The sequence below is a fragment of the Kitasatospora sp. NPDC088779 genome (assembly GCF_040685395.1).
In the GTDB taxonomy this organism is placed as follows: domain Bacteria; phylum Actinomycetota; class Actinomycetes; order Streptomycetales; family Streptomycetaceae; genus Kitasatospora.
The window spans coordinates 1-18,835 of the sequence record NZ_JBFBHW010000032.1; the positions used below are offsets into that span (position 1 = coordinate 1).

Annotated in this window: 21 protein-coding genes; 5 read left to right on the forward strand and 16 right to left on the reverse strand. The window is 72.0% G+C overall.

Annotation, left to right across the window (positions count from 1 at the left end):
• The 13 genes from AB0P03_RS26355 to AB0P03_RS26415 all read right to left on the reverse strand — a co-directional run.
• Nucleotides 1-782: trehalase-like domain-containing protein (locus AB0P03_RS26355; RefSeq protein ID WP_363631123.1), on the reverse strand; the 782-nt coding region annotated here is incomplete at its 3' end.
• A gap of 57 nt (nt 783-839) precedes the next feature.
• Nucleotides 840-2,180 (reverse strand): hypothetical protein, encoded by a 1,341-nt coding sequence (locus AB0P03_RS26360; protein WP_363631124.1) that lies wholly within the window; start codon nt 2,178-2,180, stop codon nt 840-842.
• Nucleotides 2,177-3,064, reverse strand: a complete 888-nt coding sequence (locus AB0P03_RS26365; protein WP_363631126.1) for a Scr1 family TA system antitoxin-like transcriptional regulator — start codon at nt 3,062-3,064, stop codon at nt 2,177-2,179. Before AB0P03_RS26365 ends, AB0P03_RS26360 begins: the two co-directional genes overlap by 4 nt.
• On the reverse strand, nt 3,061-4,917 hold the full coding sequence (locus AB0P03_RS26370) for an AsnC family protein (protein WP_363631127.1): 1,857 nt from the start codon (nt 4,915-4,917) through the stop codon (nt 3,061-3,063). The genes AB0P03_RS26365 and AB0P03_RS26370 overlap by 4 nt, the downstream gene beginning before the upstream one ends.
• The gene (locus AB0P03_RS26375) at nt 4,914-6,863 is read right to left on the reverse strand and encodes a hypothetical protein (RefSeq protein WP_363631129.1); all 1,950 of its coding nucleotides are present in this window, start codon (nt 6,861-6,863) and stop codon (nt 4,914-4,916) included. The genes AB0P03_RS26370 and AB0P03_RS26375 overlap by 4 nt, the downstream gene beginning before the upstream one ends.
• A gap of 192 nt (nt 6,864-7,055) precedes the next feature.
• Nucleotides 7,056-7,952, reverse strand: coding sequence for a Scr1 family TA system antitoxin-like transcriptional regulator (locus AB0P03_RS26380; protein WP_363631130.1), 897 nt, complete (start codon nt 7,950-7,952; stop codon nt 7,056-7,058).
• Complete coding sequence (locus AB0P03_RS26385) at nt 7,945-8,088, reverse strand: hypothetical protein (RefSeq protein WP_363631131.1); 144 nt, start codon at nt 8,086-8,088, stop codon at nt 7,945-7,947. Before AB0P03_RS26385 ends, AB0P03_RS26380 begins: the two co-directional genes overlap by 8 nt.
• A gap of 21 nt (nt 8,089-8,109) precedes the next feature.
• On the reverse strand, nt 8,110-8,349 hold the full coding sequence (locus AB0P03_RS26390; RefSeq protein ID WP_363631132.1) for a hypothetical protein: 240 nt from the start codon (nt 8,347-8,349) through the stop codon (nt 8,110-8,112).
• Nucleotides 8,346-8,546, reverse strand: coding sequence for a DUF5999 family protein (locus AB0P03_RS26395; RefSeq protein WP_363631134.1), 201 nt, complete (start codon nt 8,544-8,546; stop codon nt 8,346-8,348). Before AB0P03_RS26395 ends, AB0P03_RS26390 begins: the two co-directional genes overlap by 4 nt.
• A 36-nt stretch (nt 8,547-8,582) precedes the next feature.
• Nucleotides 8,583-8,999 carry a hypothetical protein gene (locus tag AB0P03_RS26400; RefSeq protein WP_363631136.1) on the reverse strand — a complete coding sequence of 139 codons (417 nt, stop codon included), beginning with the start codon at nt 8,997-8,999 and terminating at the stop codon, nt 8,583-8,585.
• 28 nt (nt 9,000-9,027) lie between these two features.
• Nucleotides 9,028-9,885 carry an SAM-dependent methyltransferase gene (locus AB0P03_RS26405; RefSeq protein ID WP_363631138.1) on the reverse strand — a complete coding sequence of 286 codons (858 nt, stop codon included), beginning with the start codon at nt 9,883-9,885 and terminating at the stop codon, nt 9,028-9,030.
• On the reverse strand, nt 9,882-10,067 hold the full coding sequence (locus AB0P03_RS26410; RefSeq protein ID WP_363631140.1) for a hypothetical protein: 186 nt from the start codon (nt 10,065-10,067) through the stop codon (nt 9,882-9,884). The genes AB0P03_RS26405 and AB0P03_RS26410 overlap by 4 nt, the downstream gene beginning before the upstream one ends.
• Nucleotides 10,068-10,119: 52 nt before the next feature.
• Nucleotides 10,120-10,638, reverse strand: a complete 519-nt coding sequence (locus AB0P03_RS26415) for a hypothetical protein (RefSeq protein ID WP_363631142.1) — start codon at nt 10,636-10,638, stop codon at nt 10,120-10,122.
• 543 nt (nt 10,639-11,181) lie between these two features.
• Between AB0P03_RS26415 and AB0P03_RS26420 the strand changes: the two genes are divergently transcribed.
• Nucleotides 11,182-12,354 carry an aldo/keto reductase gene (locus tag AB0P03_RS26420; RefSeq protein WP_363631143.1) on the forward strand — a complete coding sequence of 391 codons (1,173 nt, stop codon included), beginning with the start codon at nt 11,182-11,184 and terminating at the stop codon, nt 12,352-12,354.
• Between the two features lie 58 nt (nt 12,355-12,412).
• On the opposite strand, the gene AB0P03_RS26425 is transcribed toward AB0P03_RS26420, so the two are convergent.
• Complete coding sequence (locus tag AB0P03_RS26425; protein ID WP_363631145.1) at nt 12,413-13,114, reverse strand: 2'-5' RNA ligase family protein; 702 nt, start codon at nt 13,112-13,114, stop codon at nt 12,413-12,415.
• A gap of 19 nt (nt 13,115-13,133) precedes the next feature.
• Nucleotides 13,134-14,483: a hypothetical protein gene (locus tag AB0P03_RS26430; RefSeq protein WP_363631147.1), complete on the reverse strand. Its 1,350-nt coding sequence runs from the start codon at nt 14,481-14,483 to the stop codon at nt 13,134-13,136.
• Nucleotides 14,484-14,697: 214 nt separating this feature from the next.
• On the opposite strand from AB0P03_RS26430, the gene AB0P03_RS26435 reads away from it, so the two are divergent.
• From AB0P03_RS26435 to AB0P03_RS26450, 4 genes are all read left to right on the forward strand, one after another.
• Nucleotides 14,698-15,549 carry a helix-turn-helix transcriptional regulator gene (locus tag AB0P03_RS26435; protein WP_363631148.1) on the forward strand — a complete coding sequence of 284 codons (852 nt, stop codon included), beginning with the start codon at nt 14,698-14,700 and terminating at the stop codon, nt 15,547-15,549.
• On the forward strand, nt 15,546-15,812 hold the full coding sequence (locus AB0P03_RS26440) for a DUF397 domain-containing protein (RefSeq protein WP_363631150.1): 267 nt from the start codon (nt 15,546-15,548) through the stop codon (nt 15,810-15,812). The genes AB0P03_RS26435 and AB0P03_RS26440 overlap by 4 nt, the downstream gene beginning before the upstream one ends.
• Nucleotides 15,813-16,057: 245 nt before the next feature.
• Nucleotides 16,058-17,452 (forward strand): hypothetical protein, encoded by a 1,395-nt coding sequence (locus AB0P03_RS26445; RefSeq protein ID WP_363631152.1) that lies wholly within the window; start codon nt 16,058-16,060, stop codon nt 17,450-17,452.
• Between the two features lie 217 nt (nt 17,453-17,669).
• The gene (locus AB0P03_RS26450; RefSeq protein WP_363631154.1) at nt 17,670-18,248 is read left to right on the forward strand and encodes a hypothetical protein; all 579 of its coding nucleotides are present in this window, start codon (nt 17,670-17,672) and stop codon (nt 18,246-18,248) included.
• A 189-nt stretch (nt 18,249-18,437) separates the two neighbouring features.
• On the opposite strand, the gene AB0P03_RS26455 is transcribed toward AB0P03_RS26450, so the two are convergent.
• Nucleotides 18,438-18,734 (reverse strand): helix-turn-helix transcriptional regulator, encoded by a 297-nt coding sequence (locus AB0P03_RS26455; RefSeq protein WP_363631155.1) that lies wholly within the window; start codon nt 18,732-18,734, stop codon nt 18,438-18,440.
• Nucleotides 18,735-18,835 lie beyond the last annotated feature (101 nt).

An 18,835-nucleotide genomic window follows, 5' to 3' on the forward strand; every position in this document is an offset into this window, starting at 1 on the left:
CCGCCGGTGGGGGCGTAGGTGAGGCCCTTGAGGGTGATCAGGGAGCGGATCACGGCCTCGCGGTAGGGGCCCTGGTAGGTGCACTGGGCGGCCCAGTCGCGCCAGAAGTCGGTGGTGCGGGCGAGTTCGTGGTCGGGGCCGACGATGGGTGGGGCGCCGCGGTGGGACTCGCGGTAGGTGAGGACGAACGCGGTCCATTCGCCGGCGGTGACGGTGAACTCGGCGGTGAGGGTGGCGTCCGTGTCGGCGTGGTAGTGGGCGCTGTCCAGCCATATCGCGTCGGGACCGGCGACCGCGGCCAGGCGGTGCGCGCTGCCGGGTTCGGTGTTCGGGCGGTCGAGGGCGGGCCGGGTGCGGCCGTAGCCGAAGCGGGGCCGCAGGGTGGAGCGCACCCGCACGGTGCCGGACACGCCCTCGACGATGCGGACGATGCGGGGCACCGGGTCGGCGCCGACACGGGCGGCGGCGGGCATGAAGTCGGTCACCCGGACGGTCCCGCCGGGGGTGTCCCACTCCTGTTCCAGGATCAGCGAGTCGCCCCGGTAGCGGCGGCGGTCGGCCGGGCGCGGGCGGTCGGTGGCGGGGGCCAGGTGCCAGGAGCCGTGTTCGTCGGTGCCGAGCAGGCCGGCGAACACGGCCGGCGAGTCGAAGCGGGGGGCGCACATCCAGTCGACGGTTCCGTCCCGGTGGACGAGGGCGGCGGTCTGCGTGTTGCCGATCAGGGCGTGGTCTTCGATCCGGCGTGCGGTCGGGTAGGCGTGGGCGTGGGCGTGGGCGTGCACGGGCGTCCTTACGTGGGTGGGAGCGGGGCGGCCGGGGGTCCTGGCCGTGGTGGGTGGTCAGGTGGTGCGGCAGGTGGGGGCGGTGCGGGGGGTGTCCGCTTCGAGCAGCACGCGGGCGGCCGTGCGGCGCAGGCCGGGGGACAGTCCGTCGGGCAGGACGACCCGGTCCAAGGCGCCGCCCGCCGTCCACGGATCGCCGGTGCGCGCACCAGGGGAGTGGGCCAGGGCCCGGCGCAACGAGGGGTCGAGGGCGGCGAGGACGCCGAGTACGGCGGCGGCGTCGGCGAGGTCGGTGTGGGGGTCGCGGCGGCCGGCGGCGGCGAGTTCGAGGGGGCCGGTCAGTACGAGCAGGTCGGGTCCCGGGTGTGCGAGGCCGCGTTCGAGCGCGGCGAGTACGGTCCACGGCATCCGGCCGGGTGCCAGCAGCATCACCGCGTCCACCGGTGTCGGCAGGGGCGAGCAGGTGGCGACGACGGCATGGCTGTCGCGGGCCAGGCGCGCGAGGATCTGCGCGCGCTCGTACGGGGGCTGGGCAGCGGTCAGGCACACGACCGGGCGGGGTCCGCGTCGGCGTGGCGCATCGGGCAGGGCGTGGGCCCGGGCGGTGAACCTGCGCGCGGTGGTGCCGTCGGGACACACCACCACGACACGGCCGATCCCGGGCCGGGCCGCGACGTCGAGGGCCAGGCGGGCGGCGGCGTCCAGGCGCGCGGTTCCGCCGGTGGGCCGTGCCGGGGCGTCGAGCGGCAGCTCCAGGCGCCAGCCGCGGGCGGTGGCCGGGCCCAGCTCGTGCAGCCGGCCGTACCGGGGGCCGGGGCGGGCGGTCCACAGCTGGCCGGCCTGGTCGACCATCGCGGTGGCGGTGGTCTGCAGCAGGCGTCGTGCGGCCGGGACCGCGGCATCCGACAGCAGGTCACCGGCTGCGGTGCCGGCCGCCTGGAGTGCCAGGACGTCTTCGACCAGCAGCAGCTGCCAGGGCCCGAGCCGGTGCGCGCGGTGAGCGTCGGCGACGACCTCGGCGCCCGCGAGCGTGGCCACGGCCAACACTGGCCCCGGGTCCCGGAGTTCGCGCGCCACGGCGATGGGGTCGCCGTGCAGCGTGCTGCCGGCCGGGGCACGACCGACTGCGACGCGCTCGCCGAACCCGTGGACCCCGACCAGCCGGGCACCGGGCGCCGCGGAGGGTTGCCAATGGGAGAGCGCGTGGGCGATGTCGCCACCTTGCAGGATCACCAGTGCACGGGCGGCGGCGCCGACGGCGTGCCGGGCCTGGACGGTGAGCGCGGTGCGCGGCCCGGTCATCAGCAGCCGCGCGGCCCTCCCGGTCCTGGCCGGCGTCTGCGGTACCTCGGCCCGGTGGTGGGCCGGGTACGCGGATGCGGTCTGTACCGCGGTCACCGGGTTCCTCCCGGCCGCTGGGACCTCACGCGGCGGGGGGTGGTGCGGACGTGCATCCACTGCGCCGCGATGCGTACTTGGCTGATGCTCGTCTGGGCGGAGGCTGCGCGGTGGGCGAGGGTGTCCAGGGCGAGCCCGGCATCCGCTGCGGCGGCGCCGGTGCGGTAGCGGACGCCGTCGGCGGCGATGTCGACCACCAGCAGGCTCCTGGCAGTGGTGGTGATCTCGATGAGAGGAGTACCCGTGTGCGGGCCCTCGACGAGGCGCAGGTCCACCTGCTTGGAACGTGCGAGTTCGACGAGATGGCTGAGCTGGGCAGCGGCAGTTGAGGGGCCACCCGTGGGCTGATGAAGGATCGCCTGGTCCAGGTATGCGGTCCGGCGCCCGGCCGACGTCGGCACCGTGGTCGCGAGGGCGGCGAGGGCCACGCGTTCGGCATCCGGCACGGTGGGCAGCACCGTGCTGATCCATAAGGCGTAGTAGTCGGTGGTGTGCAGTCCCAGCGGGATCACGCTGCCGCCGCCGGCTCGCCAGCCCGGGGCACCGTTCAGCACACTCGCCAGACGGGCGGCCCAGCCGGGCATCCGGTCGGTGACGGTGTGGGCGTCCATCCGGGCCAGGGCCTGCAGCGTCTTGAGCTCCGCCTCGGCTCCCATCGCGGCCAGCGCTGTGGCGAGCTGCTTGCGGGACGGCCGGGCCGTCCCGTCCCGGAAGGGCGCCAGCTGGTCCAGGGTCAGACCACTGCGTGCGGCCAGTTGGGGCCAGGTGAGGCCGCAGGCGGCGAACAGGTGGGCCAGACGCCCGTTGACCACGGCCGGGCCCGGCAGCAGGTGGGAGTGAATGGTGCCCGGCTGGGTGCCAGGAGTGATCGACACAGTACTCACGCCCCCTTCCCGGCGAGGTTGCGGGCGGCGTCCTCGAGCAGCATGAGGTGACGCCGGGGCACGCCGGGACCGGACTGGATCCAGGGCGAGGCGGAGCCGACCGGGTGCTGCCTGGCCCGCTCGGCCAGGGCCGGGTCCAACAGCGCGCAGGCGCGCACCAGGCCGGCGGCCCGCTGCGCGGCGCCGTCCTGCCCGCCGCTCGCGACGTGGTCGCCGGGCAGGGGGAGGACGACCACCAGGGGACGGGCGGCGTCTGCGCTGTCGCGCGCGAGGAGCGCCCACTCGATGACCTCGGCCGCAGTCTGTTCGTCGGCGGACTCCAGGACGAGCAGAGCGTCGGCTCCGGCGGCGGGCACCGGCTCGCACGTGATCAGCACGAGGAGGCTCGCGCCGCCCTCGGCGAAGTGCCGCACCGCGCCGTGGCGCTCCTCGGCTCCTGTGCCGGGGGTGATCACCCCCGTCCACAGGGAGGCTGGGCGCTGCCACTCGGTCAGACCGGCGACCACGGCGTCGAACGTAGTGGCCAGCTTTCGGCACTGCTCCGGCGTCGCGCACACGACCTGGACGCGGCGCAACCCGTGGCGGGGCGCTGTTTCCAGGACGAGGCCCGCCACGTCGGCGAGCGCTGGCGCTGCGGTACCGGACGGCGTAGCGGCGGCCAGCAGCCGGTGGCCGCGCACCCGCCCGGTCGCGGCGGCCCCGGCGGCGGAGCGTGCGACCGTCACCGTGCCGGCGCCCTCGGGCAGCCGGTGCGGCGCGGTGGAGGTCAGGAACAGGCGCGCGGCGGCGGGCACGACCTCGTCGGCGCACACCTGCCATCCCGGCGCGCCCCGTCGGCCGGTGCGGTCGGCGTCGGCGACGACGATCAGGTCCCATCGTGCGGCGCCGGGCATGCGGTGCAGGGCGGTGACGAGGGGCAGCGCCTCGGGCGTGGCGACGACGGTGGCCGGCTGCGTCGTACCGGCGAGGTCGAGCAGGGCCCGTACCGAGGACACGGCCGGCAGCCCTTCGGCCAGGGCCTTGCGTCCGGCCCGGAGCCGGTCGGACAGCTGGAGGCCTGCTAGAGCGCCGGAGTGCTGCCGGGCGGTGCCCCACTCCTGCATGGCGAGCTCCCACGCGGGCCCGGACGGGGCGACGACCAGGATCCGCCCGGTCGTGCCGAAGCGGGCGTGTGCGACCGCCGCCGCCGCCTGTTGCTGCTCGGAGCGGGGGATCTGCGCGGCAGCCCGGTGCGGGGCGTCGGCCAGTACGGCGGCGACGGCTTCGACGGCCGGGCGCAGCGCCTCCGGGAGCGCCGGGGCGGGAAGGGGCAGGTGGATGCCGGGGCGGATGTCCCACGGGCGGATGGTCCCGAGGTGGGCGGCGAGAGCGGTGGCCTGCTGGAGGGTGGCGACCTGCAGGTCGTCGAGCAGGCGCCGGATGCGTGCGCTCACCGTGGCGGCCGTCAGCCCCAGTTCGGCGGCGGCCTCCCGGGGGGTGCGGCGGGCGAGGAGCCTCAACAGCGCCTGGGCGGGCCTGCCGAGGTCGGCCGGGTCCTCCCCGTGGAGGGACAGCACGCGGCAGGGGACCAGTTGCGCGGCCGTGTAGGCGGCGGCGAGCTGAGGACGTGTGAGCAGGGCGTTGCGCTGCATCAGTCCTTCGGCGGCTCGCCGAACCAGCTCGACGGGCAGGCGCTGGCCGGCGGCGATCTGCTCCACCGTGCCGGGCCCGCACAGCAGGGCCGCCCAGGCCAGGGAGTCCGTGTCGCCGCTCAGCGTGCGCGCGAACGCGGCAGTGATCGCGGCGGCGTCCTTCCTGCTCCGCCCGGCGGAGCCTGATGGCAGGGAAGCGTCGGGGATGACGGTGTGGTTCATGCGGTGTCCCGTGAGGTGGAGGGCGAGGGCCGGGTCGGGCGCTGGCGGGCTGGCGGGCCTGCGGCCGGTGCGGACGGCAGACCGTGCCGCCGCACGGCCTGCCAGGCACTGAGCCGCAGGCCCGTGGGAGACAGAAGGTCAGGGTGGAGGGTGTCGGTGGCACGGGCACGCTCGGCGGTGTCGCGCATCTCCTCGGCCACTGTGGTGTCCGCCCACGCGCAGACCGCCCGGGCACGCTGCTCATTGGCGCCGGCAGGCAGCGGCAGCGCTAGCTCCAGGCCAGGCCAGCCGCCGCCGGTGGCGCGGGCGCGACGCAGGTCCTTCTTCAGGTCCGGGTCGAGGGCGGCGAGGGCGGCGGTGAGCGTGGACAGGGTCCCCCAGCGGCCGTGTGCGGTGCTGTCGGCGGCGATGAGCAGCAGCGGGCGCTGCCTGCCCGGGTCGGCGGGGGTGAGCGCGGCCTCGATGGCGGCGGCGGTCCGGGCTGCGGGCAGCTCACCGGTGGTGTGGATGAGGGCGTCCGCGTCCAGGCCTGCGGGCAGCCGGCCGCCGGTCACCAGCACCCGCAGCTGGTGTGGACCGTGCCGAAAGCGCGACACCACCGTGTTGTGTTCCGGGTCATGGCCGGCGGGTAGGACGTCGATCTGGACCCCGCCGTCGCCGTCGGTGATCGCCTTGGCGAGCCGTGCGGCGTCCCGATCGGTCGCGCCGTGGACGACCACCCGCGCCAGGTGGTGGGCACTCGCCAGGGCGAGGACCAAGTCGCCTAGGCCCTCGCCCCGCAGGCCCGGTGCCGCCGCGGCCGCGAGCCGGTAGGGACGCATCCGCCCCGCCTCGACGGCCTGACATGGCATCAGGTTCGCGGTGATGGGGCCCGTGGTGTACGGATCGCAGCCTTCGTGGCGCGTGCGGCCGGTGGCTGTGAGGCGCGGTGTGGACGTCAGCCGGAGCACGGCGCGCACCGGTGGGCAACTCGGGTGGCGGCCGACCCGCTCCCCTACCTGTGGCAGGTGATCGTCGAGCGCGATCGAGAGATCGAAGGGGTGGTGCGTGTGGGCGGCGGCCAGGATCTCCAGGCCCGCGGGTGTCGTGATGACGGTGGCGGGCAGGGTCGTGCCCACCAGACGGCGCATTCCCCGCAGGCTGGTGGCGACGGGAACTCCCGGCGGCGTGGGCGGGCGGCCCGGCCGCTCGGCTTCAGAGCGTGTCAGGATGACGGCGACGTGCCCCGCCTCGCGGCGCGTCGCGGCCAGCGTCGCCACGTCGCTGGTCCAGTGCTCGCCGTACGGGGTGACGGCCAGGACCCGCGTGCCGGCGTCGGCTTCGCGGTCGGTGACGGCGCGGGCGAGCCCGGCCTGTTCGGCGCGCGGTGCCACCACCAGCGCCCGGCCCGTGTCCGCCAGCGCGCGCCGGGCACGGTCGACAACGGTCGCCAGGTGCGCGGGCAGCGGCGCGGTGGTGTTGTACTCGCGGTCGGGGTACACGTCGGCCGGGCGCACGATCCCGGCCAGACAACCCAGGCCGACGGCCTGGTGGATGCTGGCGAGACCGGTGCTGACCAGCAGGTTGGCGCGGTAGTTGCTGACAGTGGCTCGGGAGTTGCCTAGCTCGGCCGCGATGTCGCCGGTGCTGTGGCCCGCAGACAGGCGCAGCAGCAACAGTTGCTCGGGACCGAGGTCCCCGATGGTGTCGAGGCCTGGTGCGCCGAGGTTGTGCGCCGTCAGGTGGCCCGCCAGGGTGTGGGCGGCGACCAGTGCGGTCCGGGACCGGACGTCGGCCGCCCTGCGCAGGCGGGTCACAGCGCCCGTCACCTCCACGACGTTGCAGCCGAGCTGTTCGGCGATCTCCTCGGCGGTCAGTGGTCCCGCCATGCGCCGTGCCCAGGCCTGCGACGCGGCGTCGTCGAGCGGAGCGGGCACACCGGCCGGGCGGGCCATGGCAGTGCTCATCGCGCACCTGCCCGGTCCCGCTCGGCCATGACGCCCCGGGGTGCTCGGGCGACCTGTCCGTCGGTGACCGGTCGTGCGCCGGCGACCGGGGTGGGTGGGATGCGGTTCATGGGCGGTGTCCTGGTGAGGGTCGGTGGTGGCCGGGCGCCGACGTGGGCGACGGCTACCGGGGATGGACGGGGATTGCCGTGGTCACCACGCGGGGCGGATGCTCGCCGCGGCGGTGAGCTCGGAGGCCGTACGCCGCAGCATGCTCAGGCTCGGTTGCGGGTCCAGTGCCCGGGTCGCGCAGCGGTCGACGAGACGGCGGAGTTCTTCGGCTGAGTCCGATCCGCCGATGCGGTAGTGCGCTCCGTGGTGCTTGACCTCGACGACCAGCACGGAGCCGGCCGGGCCGGGAAGGAGGAGTTCGACCAGTTCGGTGGTGGGATGGCCGCCGCTGGCGGCTGTCGCGACCTGGACCCGCACCTCGGTGCTCTCGGCGAGATGGACCAGGTGCCGGATCTGCCTTGCCAGGCCGGGACTGGCGCCCTGGCGCAGGACGGCTTCGCCGAGGACCACCGTCCACGGCGGACCGTCCGTGAGAGCGGTGCGCGACAGCGGTGTGGTCAGGGCGGTGCGATCCGCAGGGCTTACCTCGTCCATGAACTGGATGACGGCGGCGCCGTAGGTGCGGGTGCGCAGCCCGATCGGGACGACCAGGGCGGCACTCGCCCGCACCCGCTCGGCTGTGCCGGCGACCAGCATCAGGCGCCCTGCCCATCCGGGTTGGCAGTCCGCGAAGGCCGCGCAGTTTTCCGGATACGCCGTCAGCTGCGCGGCGATAGCGATCAGGCCCGGCCAGTGGTCGCTCGTCTCCGGGGTTGCGTAGGCCGCGAGCAGTCCAGCGGTCTGGCTCGGGCTGGGGACAGCCAGGCCGGTCTCGACGCGCCGAAGGTAGTCAGCTGAGCAGCCGGCCGTGGTCGCGCCGTGGCGCAGCATCCGGTCGGCGCGGGCGGTTCGCAGGCACAGCCCGAGCAGGACGGCGCCCGCCGCGCGGCCCCCGCGGCCCAGGGGCTCCGGGCCCGGAAGGCCGGCAATGTCACGCATCGAGCGTCGCCTCGACACTCTGCCGTCCGGTGACGGTGCCCGGGTCCGCGGCGGGCAGCGGCGCGGGCATCCGCACCGGATCGGTGGGGGATCCGGTGTACGGCGGGGCGGTCGAGGTGACCAGGTCGCACGGCACGGTGGAGCTCCAGGGGAGTAGTCAGCGGGAGACGGACGCACACGGGCGGGGCCGCTGGGGGTAGGCGGCGGCGACCTGACGGGCGAGATCGGTGTGGCCGGCGCGACAGCTGGAGTACGAGGCGTCGCTCGCGGCGGTGAGACCGGTGTGCGTGCGCACGGTGGTGGCCGAGACCAGCACCGCGACGGGAAGGCCCTGCGCGTCGGCGGTGCGCTGCACCGGATCCGGCATCGCGGCCGGCGGTACGAGGGTGTCAGTCACGCCGTGCCCCTCTGGCAGCGGGGCTGGGCGACCTCGCCGAACACGGAGAGGGCGCCTCCGTCCTCGAACAGCAGGGTCCCGTTGCACAGGGCCATCCAGCCCTGCTTGGGATGGGACACCACGATCTGGGCAGCGGCAGCGTCGGGTGCTTCCGGCGTAGGGCAGTTCGGCTCGTGCTGGCAGTTCGGGACGGTCACCAGTTTCTCCTCTCTCTCGACGTGCTGAAGGGGCGGTCAGCGACGCTGTGGCTGCCGCGGTGGGCGCCGCCGGCCCGGGACGCCATACGCGAAGTGCTCGGCCAGCGCGTTTGCCACGGCGGCCGGGTCGGTGGTCCCGGCTCCCGGCGGCACCAGCCAGTGGATGCCCTCGTGCGGCGAGGCCGTCAGCGGCGGAATGTGGACGCGTGCCTCCGGGGGCATCGGGCGGACGCCGGGTGCCCGGGGCACACGCTGGCGGAGGAACTCGCCGGGCGGCAGCAGGAGGTCGTGGTAGCCGAGCCTGGTCGCGATCACCGGCCCGCAGTCCGGGCTGATTGCCGCCAGCACCGCTGCGGCGGGCCCGTCGTCGATCCGCAGGACCTCGAACACCCGTCCGCACAGGAGACCGACGACGTGCGCCGGCAGCCACACCGGCCGGGCCGAAAGCGACACAACCGCACTCGCTCGTTGCATGAGGCGCCTACCGCTTCCGCGCGACCGCGCCGTAGGCACCCGCCGCCCGAGCCAGCCGCAGGTTGCCCGGCGCCCGCGAGGCGGACCACCGCTGAACGGGGACGACACCGGGCCCCAGCAGCTCCCAGCCGTCGAACAGCGCAGTGAACTCCTCCCGGGACCGCGCGAAGAACGGCAGCTGCATCGCGGTACGTCCCAGAACGCGCCGGCTGTCCCTGACGTGGTCCAGACTCCGGTGACTGATCGCCAGCAGGCTCCCCGGCGCCGCGACCTCCGTGTACGCGGTCACCACCCGGCGCGCGTCCTCGACCTCGTGCAGCACGTCGAACAGCGTCAGCGCGACCGGCTCACCCGACGAAATCAGCCCACTGCCCAGCACCGCCCCCACCTCGGCGAGATCGGCACGCACATGCCGGACCTCCGACGTGCCATTCCCCCTCAGCAGGGCACGGGCGTGCGACATCACGATCGGGTCCCGATCGACGTAGACCACCCTCGAACCAGGTGCTGCCAGCTCGTGGACCTCGCCAAGCAGTCGGTGATGGACCGATCCCGGCATTGCCCTGTCCCACCAGTGCGGCAACGGCAACCCACACCCGAGATCGAGGATCTGCATCGGACCACAGCTCCCGATCCAGGCCAGCACCGCCTTCCGGAAGGCTTTACGCTGCAGCGCGGCCCGCCGAGCCCCGGGCTCCCAACCCCACAGCAGGCCGACCTCCTCCCGATCCGCTGGAAAATTACCGATCCCGCCCAGCAGGTAGTCCTCGACCCGCGCGGACTGCGGCCGATGGAGATTCAGCTCGATCCCGTCGAACTCCTCCACGGCGTCCGGCTGCGCCATCTCATGGGCCGTGGTGATCATGCGGCACGCCCTGCCACGGTGAGGCGGGCCGGGAGGCGGTGAACCTCGTGGAAGGTCAAGGGGCCGCTTGCGTGCAGCGCCCAGCCCTGTTCGAGCGCGGCGAACGCGATCTCGGCGTCCTGCTTGGAGGAGGTGGCGGAGGCCGTACCTTCGCGGGGAACGACCGGGACGTGGGGGTACACGGCGGGACTCCTTCGGATTGATGGACGAGGCGAGATGGGACAGGTGGGCTGGTCAACCGTGGTGGTGAGAGCGGCGACGCCGCCGGACGGGCTCCTGCCAGGTGGGGCGCTCCGGTCGGCCGAAGGCGGCGACCGCCGCCGCGTACAGGCCCTCGGCCGTGGTGGTGCCCCCGGGCGGTACGACCCAGTGCAGGAACCGGCCCGAGGCGTCGGTCAGCGGCGGAACCCTGATCGGCGTACCCGTCGGCAGCTGCCACGCCTTCGGAATGTCGCTGTCAACCCGCGTGCCCTGGGCCAGCAGGAAGTCGTAGAAGTTGGCGGCGGGACTGGCGATCACCGGACCGCAGGTCCTGCCGAGTCGAGCGGTGATCAGCGTGCCGGCCTCGGCTCCGCACCGCACCGCCTCGAAATAGCGGCCGACGTCGACACGCCATGAGGCGGTGCCCGCCGTCGGTACCCAGCTGGGCTGTAGACCGAAGGCGTCCGGCGCCGTCCGGGAGCCGGTGGGGCTGAGCTGGTCGGCACCGCCCGAGGTGAACTGGGCTTGGGCGGGAAGGGCAGGAGCGGTCACTGGTGCACGCCTTCTGAAGTGGGGATGGAGGGAGCGTTGGTGGCAGTCAAGTCGGAGGTCCTTGAGGGTCCAGCCGGTGCGGCGGCCGCACCCAAGTCCCTTGGGCAGCACAGGTTTCGCCAACGCGTGTTGCCCAAGGGGGTGCCGGCCGTCCCCGCCTCGTGCGGGCGGTAGGGACATGTGGGACTCACCCCCGGGGGTCGGCCGTCGAGGCCCGCTGCTGGCGGCTTCGGAGAACGAACCAACCGTGGCCCCAGCTGGGCGGACATCACCAGGCTGTTGGGCGGCCATCTGACGGCCATCTTCGGGCTGCGAACGCCAGAGATCGTCATCAATGAGAGTTATTTGTCCCAGTTTAGGATTCTGTACATGGCTGGCTGCAGGCGGAGATGTCCACCAGATGGCCACCCAACGGCCTGGTGGTGCCCAGCTGGCAGCAGGCACCGTAGGACCCTGGGTGCCATCGGATCGCTTGCTGCGGGCGCGGGGCCCTTGCCACGGCAACTGGCCCAAGTAGGCGGCTGCCAGCGGATCAAGGAATCGATGGAGGAGATCTCGGTGGACGGCGAGGGTCCGCGATCTGGCTATCCTGAGCGCCTGCTTCACCCGGTGACGCGGGCGTCCGCGCCCGACCGGCACTTCCAGGACGGCGGCCCCCCGCTTGATGCGCTCGCCCAGCCGGTCTGCCTGGATCTGGCGCCGCGACGTCTTGCACCTGGCCTTGCCGTCCACCCCCTCGGCCTGGGCTGCCGGTCCATCGGCTCAGATATGACACCTCACGCGGTTCCCGACAGCGAGTGGCTCGACGGCATGCGGAGCGCCGTCGAGCACGGCGCCAACCTCTTCGACGTCGCCGACACGTACGGGGACGGACGCGCGGAGCGCCTGCTCGGTCAAGTGGTCGGGGAGTACGGGAGGCAGGGAGTCACGCTCAAGATCAGCAGCAAGGTTGGGCACCGAGGGACGGCGCCCCATCCCTACGCAGGACCTCACCTGAGGCATCAGCTCGAACAGAGCTTGGAGAACCTGAACGTCGAGCAACTCGACTTGTTCGCTCTGCCCTCCCATGACTTCGGGCCGGGCGACCGCTACCTGGGCCCGGCCGTCGAGGTCCTGCGAGCTATGAAGGACTTCGGGACGATCGGGGCAATCGGCCTGGTCGGACCATCGTCGGGCCCTGCCGCCACGCCTAGCGCAGGCGGCCACGCGCGCTTCGATGAGCTGTTCGCCCTGATCCAGCCTGACGTCGTCATGCTTCCCTTCAACGCGCTGACGCCGCTCGCGCTCCTACCAGGGGGTGGAAAGGGCGAGCTGATCTCCCGTCTCGCCGACAGTGACACCGGGGTGCTTCTCACCTCACCGCTGGCCGGCGGGCTCCTTGCGGGGGCCGTTTCCTGCAGAAACCGTTTGCCGGCGCCGAGGAACGAGACGAGGAACGTAATCGCTCGCGTGCTCGCCCCGCTGCGTGAACGTCTCGGGGGCCACCCGGCGGTTCTCGGTCAGGCCGCGCTGCGGTACTGCCTGTCCCGCGGGCGGGGCACGGCCGTGGTGGCCGGGTTCGGGCGTGCCGATCACGTCATGCTGAACTACGGTTGCCTCGGCCTGGACTTGTCGCCTGAGGACGAGGCGGCTGTCGAGGCCGCATATGCCACGCTGCGCGAAGAGCTCCAGTTGACGCGACCCGAGGTCGTACGGCAGTCCACGGCCGCTGGGTAGCCCGCCCTGCCGGAACGCCGGCATGCGGAACGGCCGGTGGGCTGACGCATCCCACCCATCAGACCAGGGCAACACGCCTGAGAGTTCGCCAGTGGTACTGCCGACCGTGACGGCGCAGTTCGACGAGGTCGAGAGCACCGACGTCCAGCGCCACGGGCGCGAGTACGCGCAGTGGTTCGACGGCGTCGATGAGCGGCCGGGCAGGTCGGGCTACAGGGTTGTACCCGATTCCGAGGTGTGGCCGGAACCGACCGGTCTCCGTTCCCCCGGGCACCCCGAGGCTGCGCCCTGCGGAGGTAAGCTGCTGGTGCAGGTGGACCAGGCCGGTCCAGGGGGAGACCGAGAATCGGACCGCTCCGCGTGAGCCACTGAGCGGATGTGCGGCCAAGGCCAGGCGAGGCAGCTCCAGGCACTCCACCTGGCGCGCCAGCGCGTCGACGGTACCTGTCGGCACGTCGGCGGTGTTGCCGATACGCAGAACGGTGAGGTGCAGGCCCTCGGCCGGCGTGAGGTCGAGGGCCAGGTGCTCAAGAGCTTGCTGGCACTGCACCGCCCGCTCGGCCAGATCGCGGTTGTCGCCGAAGGTCAGCATCCAGTACAGGCGACGGGTGCCGTCGTCCCAGCCCGGCCGCTCCCAGTGGTTCACGAGACGGTCGAGCCCAGCGTAGGCATCCCAGTCGGTGCGCACGATGGCGTTCGCATCGGCGAGGTCCGTCGGCGGCGCGCAGGGGAACGCCGCGGAGTCAGGCAGCAGGGCCATGATCGCTTCCTTCGGCGACTCAGGCGGCGCCCGGGGCCCGGGTGCTCCCGGCGACCGTACCGGCGGACGGGCTGGCGCGCCAGGCTCGAAGACGCTCCGCGTAGTCGCCGACGACGGGTTCATCCCTCCAGCGTTCGGTGCGTTCGTAGAGCTCGAAGCCGCGCAGCCACACGGAGCGGATCGGGGGCGTGGTGCCCGAGCCCAGCGCCTGCTCTCCGCGGTACATCGCCATCTCGAGGTCCGGCTTCGGCTGCTGGAGCAGGGCCGTGGCGATGTCCAGGCCCACCAGCGCGCGGCTCCAACCGGAGTCCGAACTGGCCAGCATCGGCTCGAGGTCCCGGCCCCGGTTGAGAACCTGTTCGGTATCCCCGATCGCCAACTGGGCGGTCACCACGTTGGCCAGCGCCCGGGCGGCTGAGTACGGCTCGAACGCGATGCACGGAGTCAGCCCGGGAGGGACGTTGTGGCGGTCCAGGAGGTCCAGGCCCTGGTCGATGGCTTCGAGCGCCAGCTGGTGGCGTCCGGCCCGGGCGAGGGCCCGGGCCCGGCCGTTGATCAGCAGGCGGATCGCCTGGGGGCTGCCTGGAGCGATCGCGACCCCGGCGACCGCCGCTTCGTCGGCCAGGCCGTACTCCCCCTGGTAGTAGTACCCGAGGGACCGCGTGCCGAAGGCCCACATCTGCAGGTCGCGGTCACCGATCTGGTCGGCGAGCTCCAGCGCCTCGGTGCTGTATGCCTGGGCCTCCGTCGGCCGGTCGGCGTTGGTCGCCATATAGCCGAGGAGGCCGGAAACCCGGCCGGCGAGGCGAAACAGCTCGGTTTTGACCCGGGGAGGCTGGTGCCCGGCCAACAGGGTATGGAGCATGCTGCGCAGCAGTTTGGCCTCACCGACCAGCTGGTGCGGCCCCAGACGCTCGTAACGCTCCACGATCCCCGTGATCGCGCCTGCGGCCATCGCGAGGATGGCGGGGTCCGTGTTGGAGGCTGTCAGGAGCCGGGTCTGCTCCCGAACATGCTGAGGATCGTCGAACTCGAGGACAGGCAGGCCGACATCAGGCAGAGTTTCGCCGGAGCCGGCAAGGGGGAGCCCGAGGGAGTCCGGGGCGACCATCTCGAAGATCTTGTCGACGGACATGTTGAACAGGTGCTTGAGGACCAGACCGAGTGCGATGGTCGGGGCACTGCGAACCCCAGCCTGCATCCATCGGTCGAAAGTCTTGCGACTGGCCGTGGCCGTGGCCAACGATGGCCGCCCCTCTCTCTCGGCCGCAAGGCCGGCAGCCCTGGCGAAGTGGGCGTCGAACTTCTCGAAGGGCTCCAGCCCCCGCTCCTTGACGAGAAGCCGGAATCTGGGGATCAGTTCACCCATGACCTTCTCCTAGATGCTGGCGGGCCATCGAGAACGCCCGGAGAACCCAACGTGACCCACGTTGATCGAGCACGCGGCAACCGCACGGGCACGCCTCGTCGGACACCAGAATGTCCGTCAGATCGGCGCGCAGCAATGCGTTTCACCAAATTGATGGCGCAAATTGCCCCCAGGCCGCTTGTCCATGTAGGGCAAGCCCGGGAAGACTGATGCCATGCCCACCAGACAGACCACAACCTCGGCTGCCCGTAAGGAACTCGGCGAGCTGCTGCGCCGCCTGCGCATCCGGCGGGGCATGACCGGGGTCCAGGTTGCCGAGGCCACAGGAATCGACCCAGGCACCCTCAGTCGGTACGAGAACGGGCGTCGCAAGGTCGAGCTGCTGATCGTCAAGACGCTGCTCGACCTGTACGGCGCTGACGAATCCGGACACCGGGCTGCTGTCGCCTTCTGGGAGGCAGACGCGAAGACCGAGGCCAAGCCCTCGTGGTGGCGACGGGGCTTCACCGTGCCTGAGGACTTCGGCCAGTACCTCGCCGAGGAACAGGAAGCCCGGCTGATCCGCTCTGTGGAACCCCACCTGCCTCCTGGCCGCTTGCAGACCGAGGAAGTTGCCGCTGCCGTCATCGCCGGCCTCCGCCCGGACCTGTCTGCCGAGGCGGTCACAGGACTGGTCGATCTCCGGATGCGCCGTCAGGCCGAGACTCTCGAAGCCGACCAGGAAATCCTGCTCGGATCAACAGTCCTCGACCTTCCCGGGCTCTCGGCCGGTTCCGCGATCCTGCAGCTCGAACGGCTACTCGAAGGATCGCAACAGCCTGGCATGCGCATACGCGTGCTTCCGGCGGGCCTTTCCTACAATCCTGCACTTGCCGCGCCATTCGTCCTCATGGTGCCGCCCGTAGGCCGCACCTCCGCCTGGGTCGAGCTCATGGACCGAAGCATCCGCCTCCCCGATGCGGCAGTCGAGCGCTACCAGGCTGCCTTCTCCGTGACCGCCTCACACGCTCTCAGCCCCTCCGCCACACAAGACCACCTCGCTCAGTTGATCAAGGACCGCAAGTGACCTTCGCCGCTCCATCGTCCCCATCCTGCGCCTTGCTCGACCTGCGCGGTCTGACCTGGACGAAGTCCAGCCACAGCGGCGGCGGAGGAAACTGCGTTGAGGTCGCTACACGCGGCTATCAGCGATATGTCCGAGACTCGAAAAATCCGGATGGCCCGGTGCTCACCTTCACCCAGCAGGCGTTCATCCGCTTCATCGCCGTTGTGGTTGCTGGCGAGTACGACCACGTAACCGAACCGCCCCTTCGGGCACCTGGACTCTGAGCCGACAGACGGGTAGGGGTGCGCCTGCCGACTTGGCAGTTGCACCCCTACCTGCCACTCCTGGCCTTCCGGCCCGGCGCCGCGGGTGGGCTGTTCACAAGTGGCGCTGACCAGGGCTGATTATTACCTCACGAAGATCGCTTCCCAATTCATTGAAGATCGTTTCCCGAACTGCTCCGCCGTGGGCCATCTCTCACCTGCGCCGACGCACCGCGAGTGTCGGAGTCGACTGGAACACTGCGACCATGATCGACAAAACAGCCGGCGGCCCGTCCACCGCTCCCGAGGTGTCCCTGCCGCCTCCCGCATTGGCCATGCTCACCGGCACCGCGTGGAGTGAGCTGCCGCATTTCTGCACCGACCTGCACAACGTGCCCGACACGCCGGACATCCTCATCGGACTGCTCGACGGCGATCACACCCGCCGGGCTCAAGAGGTCTGGAACCTGTACCGGCTGCTCCTCAACCAGGAACGGGTGTTCCCGGCGACCGCCCCGGCGGCTCTGGTCATCGGCGCCCTTCTCGACGATCCGCGCATGCTCGCCGAGGGCCAGTGGGAGCGGAGAGCCGGCACACGGTCGCTGCGCGCAGAGCTGCTGAACTGGCTAGCCTCGTTCGCCGATGTCACTCGCCTGGATGCCGAGAATAGTGTCGGCGCACCGCAGGATCTTGCCGCCGCCCGCGCCGCACGGCCGACGCTCCACACCTACGTCGCAGTCTTCTGCGAGGACGACGATCCACAGGTGAGGGAGGCCGCCGTCGCGGCCACCGCCCTTCTGCTGGCAGATCCCGCCCTCGCCGCGTCGATCCCGCACTACGCGCCCGCCGTCCGCGATGTGCTGGCCCGAAGTACTGACTCCTACTACCGGTGGATCGCGCGGGAACGACTGGAGACCTGGGGTGAGGACATCGCAGACCTCATCACCGCGGAGGAGGAACACCGCGCCGCCACGGCCCAGGCGCACGAGCTGGCGGACGACCCGTTCGACGAGGGCCAGGAGCAGGCGATCCGATGGCTGGCCGAGCAACCGGAGGACACCGCTGCCCTGGAACCCCCGGGCCGTTGGCACCCGGACTGGGCGGCACCGGGGCGAGCGGCCCCTCACGAGCCGTCGCCCGAACCGCCAACGGCGGCCCAGGGAAGCGCGCCGGGGTACCGGGGCCCGTGGCGGATCGCGGGAGACGAGGAGCGCCATGAGTGGACGTACACGCCGTACGTCGGGGTGGGACCGCTGCACTTCGGGATGGCCCTGGAGGAGATCACCGCCGCCCTCGGCGAAAAGGCGTCTGTCTCGTCCTCCCACTACGCCGACTTCCGCACTGCCGGGGTCAGGGCTCTCTTCCGGAGGAACCGTCTGGAGTGCGTGGCCGTGGATGCGCTCACCGGCCCCCAGGTGCGGCTGGACGGCGTTCCGCTGACCGGCTGTGCACCGTCCCGGGTGGAGAACTGGCTCGCTCACCGCACAGCGCACGGGCGCCTGATGTACAGCCCCGCTGCCGACCCGGTCTTCCCCGACCTCGGCCTCGCGATCCGCTCCCAGCAAGCGGGCGACGTCAACCTGACCCGACCGCTCTTCCTGCTGTATAGCTGGCTCGACCTCTGGCACTCACTGCCCAGCCAGGAATGGAACTTCCGGTAGAACTCGCCCGAGCGCGACCAAGGCCGTCTACGGCTGCCGCAGGGCCGGCAGATACCTCTCCCCTCAGCTTCCCAAGCTGTCCTCAGCCTCGCCAAGGCAGCCATCTGCCGGTCTTGGCCCCAACTGCCAGACGTGGTTGGCCGTTTGGCTGTCTGGCACGCCTGGCATTCCCTACGATGTCTGCGGTTGGCGAGTGTTGGATGCCTGGGGAGGGCGCGTGGAAGCCGTGGGCGCGGATGAGGCTGTTGCGGCTCCGGGACTGCGGATCGCCGTGGACTTCTACGCGGCGAAGGCCGAGGAGCTTCGGCTGCGGCAGGCGGCGCTGGAACACGAACTCACGACGCTGAAGGCGGAGTTGGCCCGTATCAGCGGGACCCGGGACCAGCTGGCCGATGTCCTGGCCGAGCTCGCGGTCGACCAGCCGCAGGCGGCTCCGGCGGAGCCAGGGCCGACGGCCGCGGCAGGGCTTGGCCCCGGCACCGTCGAGGAGTCCTCGCCGGTGCCGCCCTCCGAACCGTCCCCGCCACGTCGTGCCGCGGGACGCCGGGGTGCTCAGTCCGGTGAGGTCATGCAAGCGGTCCTCAGGGTTCTGGTCACCGCGGGTCGGCCCATGCGGGTGCGGGAGATCACCGAGGCCATCGGGCGCCCTGCGTCCGGCAGAGAGGGCCGGGCTCCGCAGGAGACGACCCGCTCGACGTGCAAGCGGCTCGCGCAGCAGGGCAAGGCCGTCGAGGGCCCGGTCGGCGTGTTCGCGATCGCCCGCAGCGAGAAGCCGCAGGCAGAGGGAGCCGCTTAACGACGCGCCGTTATCTGAAGGTGTTCCCTCCTCCCCTGGCAGGGAGGAGGGAACCGGTTCCGTCGAGGTAGTAGCCGCTTCGGAACCATCACGTGGCCCCTATCAAGTGGTTCACGCACCCCCGAGCGTAGAGGAAGCTCACTGGCCTCGGGGGGTGCGTGGCCTATTTCGTCGTTCCCGGGGACCGAGTCACCGGGGACGGGAAGGCCGTTCACCATGCGCGATGCGCGTCTCAACGCGGTGCGGGTACAGCGGAACGTCCAGGAAGTTCTCCAGGCGGGCGACGGTGGCGACGTCCGGCCAGGACCGGCCGGCCAGCAGGTCCGCGATCGCCTGCCGGTTGACCCCGGAGCCGACAGCAGCCTGGCGAAGGCTCACCGCTTGGCCGGCAAGGGCCTCGGCGAGGCGGCTGGAGATGACCCTCACAGCTTCAGCTGCAGTGTCGCCACTGGCCAGGCGGGGCCAGGCTTCAGGATCGTCGGTCATCTCCCGTGGGGGGCGCACGCGGGCGCTTCCGCCGACCATGCTCGCACCATCCTGTCCGTTGAAGTGGATCAATCCCCTGACGGCTGCTTGAGCAGCCGATA

Excerpts from the sequence above, each read along its gene's own strand:
- AB0P03_RS26380 (WP_363631130.1), bottom strand. The coding sequence starts at position 7,952 with ATGCGTGACATTGCCGGCCTTCCGGGCCCGGAGCCCCTGGGCCGCGGG.
- AB0P03_RS26370 (WP_363631127.1), bottom strand. The coding sequence starts at position 4,917 with ATGAACCACACCGTCATCCCCGACGCTTCCCTGCCATCAGGCTCCGCC.
- AB0P03_RS26435 (WP_363631148.1), top strand. The coding sequence starts at position 14,698 with ATGCCCACCAGACAGACCACAACCTCGGCTGCCCGTAAGGAACTCGGC.
- AB0P03_RS26405 (WP_363631138.1), bottom strand. The coding sequence starts at position 9,885 with ATGATCACCACGGCCCATGAGATGGCGCAGCCGGACGCCGTGGAGGAG.
- AB0P03_RS26375 (WP_363631129.1), bottom strand. The coding sequence starts at position 6,863 with ATGAGCACTGCCATGGCCCGCCCGGCCGGTGTGCCCGCTCCGCTCGAC.
- AB0P03_RS26425 (WP_363631145.1), bottom strand. The coding sequence starts at position 13,114 with ATGGCCCTGCTGCCTGACTCCGCGGCGTTCCCCTGCGCGCCGCCGACG.
- AB0P03_RS26445 (WP_363631152.1), top strand. The coding sequence starts at position 16,058 with ATGATCGACAAAACAGCCGGCGGCCCGTCCACCGCTCCCGAGGTGTCC.
- AB0P03_RS26420 (WP_363631143.1), top strand. The coding sequence starts at position 11,182 with ATGGAGGAGATCTCGGTGGACGGCGAGGGTCCGCGATCTGGCTATCCT.
- AB0P03_RS26455 (WP_363631155.1), bottom strand. The coding sequence starts at position 18,734 with ATGACCGACGATCCTGAAGCCTGGCCCCGCCTGGCCAGTGGCGACACT.
- AB0P03_RS26430 (WP_363631147.1), bottom strand. The coding sequence starts at position 14,483 with ATGGGTGAACTGATCCCCAGATTCCGGCTTCTCGTCAAGGAGCGGGGG.